This window comes from Ectothiorhodospira shaposhnikovii (genome assembly GCF_022227765.1).
In the GTDB taxonomy this organism is placed as follows: domain Bacteria; phylum Pseudomonadota; class Gammaproteobacteria; order Ectothiorhodospirales; family Ectothiorhodospiraceae; genus Ectothiorhodospira.
Genome location: NZ_JAJMLZ010000026.1, coordinates 1 through 1,393 on the forward strand (window position 1 = coordinate 1; position 1,393 = coordinate 1,393).

Below are 1,393 nucleotides of genomic sequence, written 5' to 3' on the forward strand. Positions count from 1 at the left end.
CGAGCGTGAACGCCTGGGAGTATCACTGCAGCGCGAGACAGACATTGCAGGAGAGTTCTCCGCGCTGATTCGCGATACCCACACCCAGCATGGCGAACGGGCGGTGGTCCTGATCGACGAGTACGACAAACCCATCCTCGACAACATTCTGGAACCGGAGCGCGCCCGCGAACTGCGCGAAGGTCTCAAAAACCTCTACAGCGTACTCAAGGACGCCGACCCGCACCTGCATCTGGTGCTGATCACCGGCGTCTCCAAGTTCAGCAAGGTCAGTCTCTTCTCGGGACTGAACAACCTGAGGGACATCACACTGCTACCCGAGTATTCAACGATCTGCGGCTATACCGATGACGACATCGACACGGTATTCGCCCCCGAGCTACCCGGCCTGAACCGCGAGGCCATCCGCCAGTGGTACAACGGCTACCGCTGGGGCGGGCATGAGGTCGCATCTGTCTACAACCCGTTCGATGCGCTGCTACTGCTCCAGAACCGCGAGTTCGGCCCCTACTGGTTCGAGAGCGCCACGCCCACCTTCTTGGTGAATATTCTCAAGCAGCGCGGGGTCTTCACCCCTCAGCTGGACCGGCTGCAGGCCAAGGCCCAGCTGCTCGGGCGCTTCGACGTCGACGACATCACCACAGAAGGACTGCTCTTCCAGACCGGCTATATCACCATCAAGGACGTGCAGGAACCCATGCTGGGCTACCGGCTCTACACGCTGGGGTTCCCCAACCTGGAGGTGGAAAGCAGCCTCAACGACCTGCTGCTCCCCGTACTGGGTATCGGCCACAGCGAGGCCCAGACCCACCAGTTGGGCCTGATGGACACCCTGCAGCGCCACGATCTGGTGGGCCTGGAGGCCCACCTCAAGGCCCTCTACGCCGGCCTGCCCCACGACTGGTACCGCAACAACCCCATTGCCCAATACGAAGGCCACTACGCCAGCGTCTTCTACAGCCACTTTGCCGCCCTGGGGGTCCAGGTCACGGTGGAAGACGCCAGCCACCACGGCAAGGTGGACATGACCGTCGACTTCGGCGGCCACCTCTACCTGTTCGAATTCAAAGTGGTGGAGCAACTGCCCGAAGGCAAGGCCCTGGATCAGATCAAGGCCAAGGGCTATGCCGACAAGTACCGCGCCTCCGGCAAACCCATTCACCTGATCGGCGTGGAGTTCTCCCGCGAACAGCGACAGATCGTGGCATTCGACGTGGAAACGGCATGATAAACTTCCGCCGGCAGGATACTTGTCCCTAGAGGGCCAGGCATGGCTAACGATCAGCGCCTCACACTCCCCATCGGCATCCAGTCCTTTGAAAAGCTGCGCAAGGGCCACTACTACTACGTCGACAAAACCCCCCTGATCGACTCCATGGCGAAGATCGGCGGC

The 1,393-nt window shown here is 61.2% G+C and carries 2 protein-coding genes; both read left to right on the forward strand.

Going from position 1 to position 1,393, the window contains the following annotated elements; genetic code table 11:
• On the forward strand, positions 1-1,228 hold a 1,228-nt coding region (locus LQD11_RS15410), incomplete at its 5' end, for an AAA family ATPase (RefSeq protein ID WP_238618345.1).
• Positions 1,229-1,270: 42 nt separating this feature from the next.
• A partial coding sequence (locus LQD11_RS15790; RefSeq protein ID WP_420828273.1) for an AAA family ATPase occupies positions 1,271-1,393 on the forward strand: 123 nt, incomplete at its 3' end.